5 protein-coding genes and 1 pseudogene are annotated in these 5,946 nt (G+C 70.3%); 5 read left to right on the plus strand and 1 reads right to left on the minus strand.

From position 1 onward, the window contains the following. Window positions 1-1,356, minus strand: a 1,356-nt coding sequence (locus AB0H32_RS46065; RefSeq protein WP_361135009.1) for an MFS transporter, incomplete at its 3' end; no start/stop codon positions are given. Between the two features lie 902 nt (window positions 1,357-2,258). Here AB0H32_RS46065 and AB0H32_RS46070 point away from each other — a divergent pair. The 5 genes and pseudogenes from AB0H32_RS46070 to AB0H32_RS46090 form a co-directional block, all read left to right on the plus strand. Continuing rightward, on the plus strand, window positions 2,259-2,657 hold the full coding sequence (locus tag AB0H32_RS46070; RefSeq protein ID WP_361135012.1) for a VOC family protein: 399 nt from the start codon (window positions 2,259-2,261) through the stop codon (window positions 2,655-2,657). A gap of 93 nt (window positions 2,658-2,750) precedes the next feature. After that, a complete protein-coding gene (locus tag AB0H32_RS46075) occupies window positions 2,751-3,314 on the plus strand; it encodes a DUF2269 domain-containing protein (RefSeq protein ID WP_361135015.1) in 564 nt (187 codons plus the stop codon). Window positions 3,315-3,322: 8 nt separating this feature from the next. Further along, window positions 3,323-3,529, plus strand: coding sequence for a hypothetical protein (locus AB0H32_RS46080; RefSeq protein ID WP_361135018.1), 207 nt, complete (start codon window positions 3,323-3,325; stop codon window positions 3,527-3,529). A 378-nt stretch (window positions 3,530-3,907) separates the two neighbouring features. After that, complete coding sequence (locus AB0H32_RS46085; protein WP_361135021.1) at window positions 3,908-5,059, plus strand: glutathione-independent formaldehyde dehydrogenase; 1,152 nt, start codon at window positions 3,908-3,910, stop codon at window positions 5,057-5,059. 460 nt (window positions 5,060-5,519) lie between these two features. After that, window positions 5,520-5,946: pseudogene (locus AB0H32_RS46090) on the plus strand (hypothetical protein); the annotation flags it as partial.

A 5,946-nucleotide genomic window follows, 5' to 3' on the forward strand; every position in this document is an offset into this window, starting at 1 on the left:
AGAGAGGGCAGGCGCCACGGCTGCCGTGACGGCGGTGGCGGACCCGAGTACGGCTCCGGTCCGCGACTGCAGGTCCTGGGGCACGGCGAGGACGGCCGCTCCGCTCAGGACGACCGTGACCACGGGCAGCACCAGGCACAGCGCGCAGAAGCAGAGCCCCCACGGCCATGGCCCGTCGGCTGCCGACAGCGCGGCACATGGCACGAGCAGCAGCCAGGTGGCCGCGGTCAGCGACCGATGGGCGCCGAACCGCCTCACCACCCGCGCCGCCACCAGCGAACCGACCAGACCTGCCGCGCCCGAGGCCGCGAGCACCCCGCCGGTGGCCGCGCCACCCGCTCCGGTGCCCAGAACGAACACCGCGGTGTAGAACAGCAGGGCCAGCACCCCGCTCGCCACCGACGACCACAGCAGCACCAGCCGCAGCACGGGGGAGCGGACCACCGCGACGAGGCCTGCCCGCAGCGCGCCGGTGGAGGGGGCTGGCGCCTGCCGCGGCGTACGGGGCCTGCCATCGGGCGGATACGAAGAGGTGCCGGGCGGCGCCATGGACGTGCCGGGCGCGGCGGCCGCGGGTGTGCCCGGTGTGGAGGGCACGGGTGTCTTCGGCTCGGCCACGGGGGCGATCGGCTCGGTCACGGCTGTGCTCACCTCGGCCACGAGCGCGATCGGCCCAGCGACGGCTGTGCTCGGCCCGGCCTCGGCTGTGCTCGGTCCGGCCGGGAGTTTCTTCGGTTCGGCCCCGCCGGACCTCGTCGTGTCCGCTCGCAGCACCGTGGGGTCCAGGGGGGTGCGAATGGCCCGTACCCCGAGGGCCGCCGCGGCGTAGGAGACCGCGTCGACGGCGAACGGCAGGAAGCGGCTCACGCCGAACAGGACACCGCCCAGCGCCGGTCCCAGCACCAGCGCCGCCTGATCGCCCGCCTGGAGGCCGGCCACGGCGCGTGGCAGGTCGTCGGGCGACGACAGCAGGCGCAGGGATCCGCGCGCCGCCGTCTCGTACGCCGTCGCGCACAGGCGCTCGGTGAAGGCCAGGCCCAGCAGGATCGACAGCGGCGGGTGGCACAGGCAGGAGACGGCCAGACCCGCCATCGCCAGGGCTGCCAGGACCGCCGCGCCGGTCATGAGGCGGCGCCGGTGCCCCCGGTCGGACGGTACGGCGACCACCGGTCCGAGGAGCACACCGGCGAGAGCCGCGGAGCTGGCGAACAAACCTGCGGTTCCTGGACCGTGACCAAGGTCCAGGAGCAGGAGAGGGAACACCAACCCGGAAGCTTGGCTGCCGAGTCCGTCGACGGCGTTGACGCCCCACAGGACGGCGATGTCACGGCGGCTTCCCGCGCGGGACGCGCCCATCGACGGGAGGGGAGCGGCCGGGGACGCGGACGACTCCTCGCCGTCGGCACGCCGCGGTAAGCGAGACGCGTCGATGTCCCCCACCCCCTCGAAGTGCTCGCGGTCCCTCGGCAGGAGGTCACCGCTGTGCCCATGCGGAAGCGACTGCCGAAGCGAGGATCCCGGCCGCCATGTGTGGAAAATGTGTACGTCGTGCGAAAGCGAGCCGGAGCCTAATCACCCGGGCATGGCGGGAACAAGGGCCCTGGGACTCCCCGGCGCTCACGCGCCGCGCCGGATATGGCCGACAGTCGACTGGCCGGACCCCGGAGCGTGGATCCTGGGTGCCGCTTCCCGACCGGCTCGTGCGAGGGGTGCGCCGGGCCGCCCGGCGCTTCGCGATGGTGTACCCGGGAGGCGGCCGCGACCTTTCCCGCCCTGGGCGGACAGTGACCGGTCTCCGGGAACCCGGCGTGCGTTGGGGCGTTGCGTCGCGAAAGCGAGGCGTTCCCTGCCAGGGGCATGTGCACCCGTGTCCGGCCCGAGTCGCTGCGCCGACCCGCGGGGGTTCTCTCTCCGCGACGGTCGGTGCGACCGCGTCACATTGGCCGACAATGCACCCCATCGGAATCCCAACGGCAATCAACCATTCCGCCTGCCGGCGGCGTGCGCCCGGGGCCCCGGTCCGACGCTCGCCGGTCCCTGTGCGTGCGGTCCTCGCGCAGGGCCGACGGGCGCAAGGAGCGGTGATGCGGCCGCCGTTGAACGAGACCGCAGGACTTGGCCGCTCCCGCCCGCCGCCGATCTGCCGGGCCGGTCGTCGGCGCTCGCTCCCGGCGAGTGACTGTGCGTGCGAGACGGTGCCCCTGCTCCCACCGGCGTAGGCTGCCCCCATCGGCCATATGTGACGAAAGGATCATACAGTGACTTCTCGTCTCAACCCGTACATCAGCTTCCCTGGCACCGCGCGAGATGCCATGGAGTTCTACAAGAGCGTCCTCGGTGGCGAGCTGGCACTGAACACCTACGGTCAGTTCGGTGGCGGCACCGGGCACGACGACAGGATCATGCATGCCATGCTCGAAACGGGCAGCGGATTCATGTTGATGGGCGCCGACGCGCCGCCGGGCGCGGAGCACACCCCGGGGAACAACTTCGCGGTGAGCCTGAGCGGCGACGATGCCGACGAACTTCGCGGCTACTGGGACAAGTTGTCCGACGGCGCCACCGTCACCGTTCCCCTGGAGAAGCAGGTCTGGGGCGACGTGTTCGGCATGTGCACCGACCGGTTCGGCGTCACCTGGATGGTCAACATCGGCTGACCGCCGGGCCGAGTCCCGTACGCCGAGGCGAGTATGCCGGGTTACTCCGGCCGTCAGACGTCACGGGCGATCCCTTCCGGCAACGTGTCGCACATGATGCTGAGCCGACCCGCGCGCCGGGCCTCCCTCGTCGTCCACGTGACCGCCTCCGCGAGCTGGCTCGGGCTCACGCTCGGGCTGCTCGCGCTGGGGACCACCGCCACGGTCACCGGATCGGCGGTGACCGTGGAGGCCTGCGTCCGGGGAATGAAGCTCTTCGCCGACTGGCTGCTGCTCCCCGTCGCGTTCCTGGCGCTCCTCAGCGGTGTCGTGCTGTCCATGGGCACACCGTGGGGGCTGGCGCGGTATCGATGGGTCTGCACGAAGTTCTGGCTGACTCTGGCCACGACCGGCGCCACCGCGTTCGCGCTGCGGCCCGGGGTGAACTCCGCGGTCGCGGCCGTGGCGGCGGGTGGACCCCTGCCCGACGCCGGTGCCGTCCTGTTCGGACCTGTCGTCTCGCTGTCCGCCTACATCTTCATGACGGTGATCTCGGTCCTCAAGCCCTGGGGGCTCACGCGGCGCGGACGGGACCACCGTGCCGCGGCCCGCGCATCGGTACGGGCCGAGGGTGGCCCGCGTGCCTCCGCTGTCCCAAAAATTCGAACACCTGATTGAATTTGGTCATGCGGCCGATTCCCGACGACCTCGCCGAAGCCCTCCAGGAGTGGCACACCACCTACCGCCGGCTCGCCGTACAGCCGTGCACGGTCCTGCGCCGAAGGCTCATCCGGCTGTCGGCGAAGGTGCTGTTCCACCCGTACTGGGAGAGCGGCCGGAGGACGGCCGCGCGCTCGATCCTGCACACGACGTGGCCCGGGGGGAGGAGCTGACTCTGTGTGCGCTCCCGTACAGGCCGTGCGCTCCCTGCCGCAGCTGCCCGGTCACCACTGTCCGGGCGTCACCGGGGGCTCACCCGCTGCTACGGGTCCGTGCCCACCCCGTGAGCGCGTCGATCCCTTCCGGCGGCCCCGGACATGGCAGGGAATGCGACCCTTCGGATGCGGTCCGACACCTGGCGTCCGCCGCAACAGGGGCCGTCGCCGACGTGGGTTGCAGCCCCTGCCGTAGGGGCGTTACCTGGAAGTACCGGCGGTGAAGCGAGCGCATCGGGGCCACGGCACAGTCCGAGGCCCGCCTCCGTGTGCGTCCCCCGGCCGCGGCTCCCCCCTCGCCGCCGTCGTCCAGCGCTAGACGCGGAGGTGATCCAGGTGAAAGCCGTCGTCTACGAGAAGCCCTTCAGCGTGACGGTGAGGGACGTCGACGATCCGAAGATCCAGCATCCGAACGATGTTCTGGTACGGGTTACGTCGACCGCGATCTGCGGATCCGACCTGCATATGTACGAGGGCCGCACGGCGGCCGAGGCGGGCATCGTCTTCGGGCACGAGAACCTCGGCATCGTCGAAGAGGTCGGCACCGGTGTGACCTCCCTGTCCAAGGGTGACCGGGTCGTCATGCCGTTCAATGTCGCCTGCGGCTTCTGCAAGAACTGCCTTGCCGGCAAGACCGGATTCTGCCTGACGGTCAATCCCGGCTTCGCCGGCGGCGCCTACGGCTATGTGGCGATGGGCCCCTACAAGGGAGGCCAGGCAGAGCTGCTCCGGGTGCCCTTCGCCGACTTCAACTGCCTGAAGCTGCCGCAGGGCAACGAGTTCGAAACCGACTTCGTGCTGCTCGCCGACATCTTCCCGACGGGTTACCACGGATGCGAACTCGCCCAGGTGTCCCCCGGTGAGAGCGTGGCCGTCTTCGGAGCCGGCCCCGTGGGCCTGATGGCCGCCTACTCCGCGCTGCTGCGCGGTGCGTCCAAGGTGTTCTCCGTGGACCGGGTGCCCGAGCGGCTCGCCAAGGCGGAGGAGATCGGGGCGATCCCCATCGACTTCACCCAGGGCGACCCGGCCGAGCGGATCAAGGAACAGACGGGTGGCGAAGGCACTGACAAGGGTGTGGACGCCGTCGGGTACCAGGCCCAGGCACACGATGCCAGCCATGAGGAACCCGCCGTCGTGCTCAACACGCTTGTCGAGACGGTACGGCCGACGGGCATGCTCGGCGTACCCGGCCTGTACGTGCCCTCGGACCCCGGTGGTCCCGACGAGCACGCCAGGCACGGCCAGCTGCTGGTCTCCATCGGCAGGATGTTCGAGAAGGGCCAGCAGATGGGCACCGGGCAGTGCAACGTCAAGCGGTACAACCGTCAGCTGCGTGACATGATCATCGCAGGGCGGGCCAAGCCCAGCTTCGTGGTCTCCCACGAACTGCCGCTGGAGCAGGCGCCGCAGGCCTACGAGAAGTTCGACAAGCGGATCGAGGGCTACACCAAGGTGGTACTGCACCCCGGGCACGCCCTCGCCGCGTGAGACACGGGTCCGGGCGCCGCACGGTGCCCGGACCTCTTCAGCACGGTTGAACCGGACCGGGATCAGGTCCGGGATCAGCAACGTCAGGATGCGCCTGCGGCTCCGGCCGCAGGCGCTCTCTCGACCGCCGGGCCGGCGGCCCGCGCCACGTCGACGCGTCGCCGAACCGGGACGATACGCGTCGGGATCCTGTGCGGACGACGGGGTGTCGTCCCGTCGAGCCACGGGGCCCCCTTCCTGGGTCGTCCTCCCGCCGCCGTTCGGGTCAACTGGCCTCCCGCGCTACACCATCCGGTGGCTTATGGCCGCCGCAGCGTTACTCAGGTTAAGCGATTTCCTATTCATTCCACTGTCCAGCTCTAGGTGCTGACCAGCCGTCACGAAGCCCTGAACCGAGTCGAGGAGAGTGGAGAAAATGTCGACATCGCCGCGAAGGCGATCTGTCCTGGCGTCAGCCACGATGGCTGCAGCGCTCGCCGCAGCCGCACTGGCGAACGCGGGAAGCGCACACGCTCAGGACCGCATCAACCCCTACCCGCCGTCCCCGATGAAGCCCGGCTTCCCGGCGAAACCCGACTTCCCGGCGAAGGCGATGAAGCCCGAGCATCCGGTGAAGCCGTACTTCCCGATGAAGCCGGTGAAGCCCGAGCTTCCGATGAAGCCCGAGCACCCGATGAAGCCGGTGAAGCCGGAGTATCCGGTGAAGCCGGAGTACCCGATGAAGCCGGTGAAGCCGGAGTATCCGGTGAAGCCCGAGCACCCGATGAAGCCGGTCAAGCCGGAGCTTCCGGTGAAGCCGGAGTACCCGAGGAAGCCGGTCAAGCCCGAGCTTCCGATGAAGCCCCTGAAGCCCGAGCTCCCCATGAAGCCGGAGCTTCCGGTGAAGC

It is taken from the genome of Streptomyces sp. NPDC020362 (genome assembly GCF_040642095.1).
GTDB lineage: Bacteria > Actinomycetota > Actinomycetes > Streptomycetales > Streptomycetaceae > Streptomyces.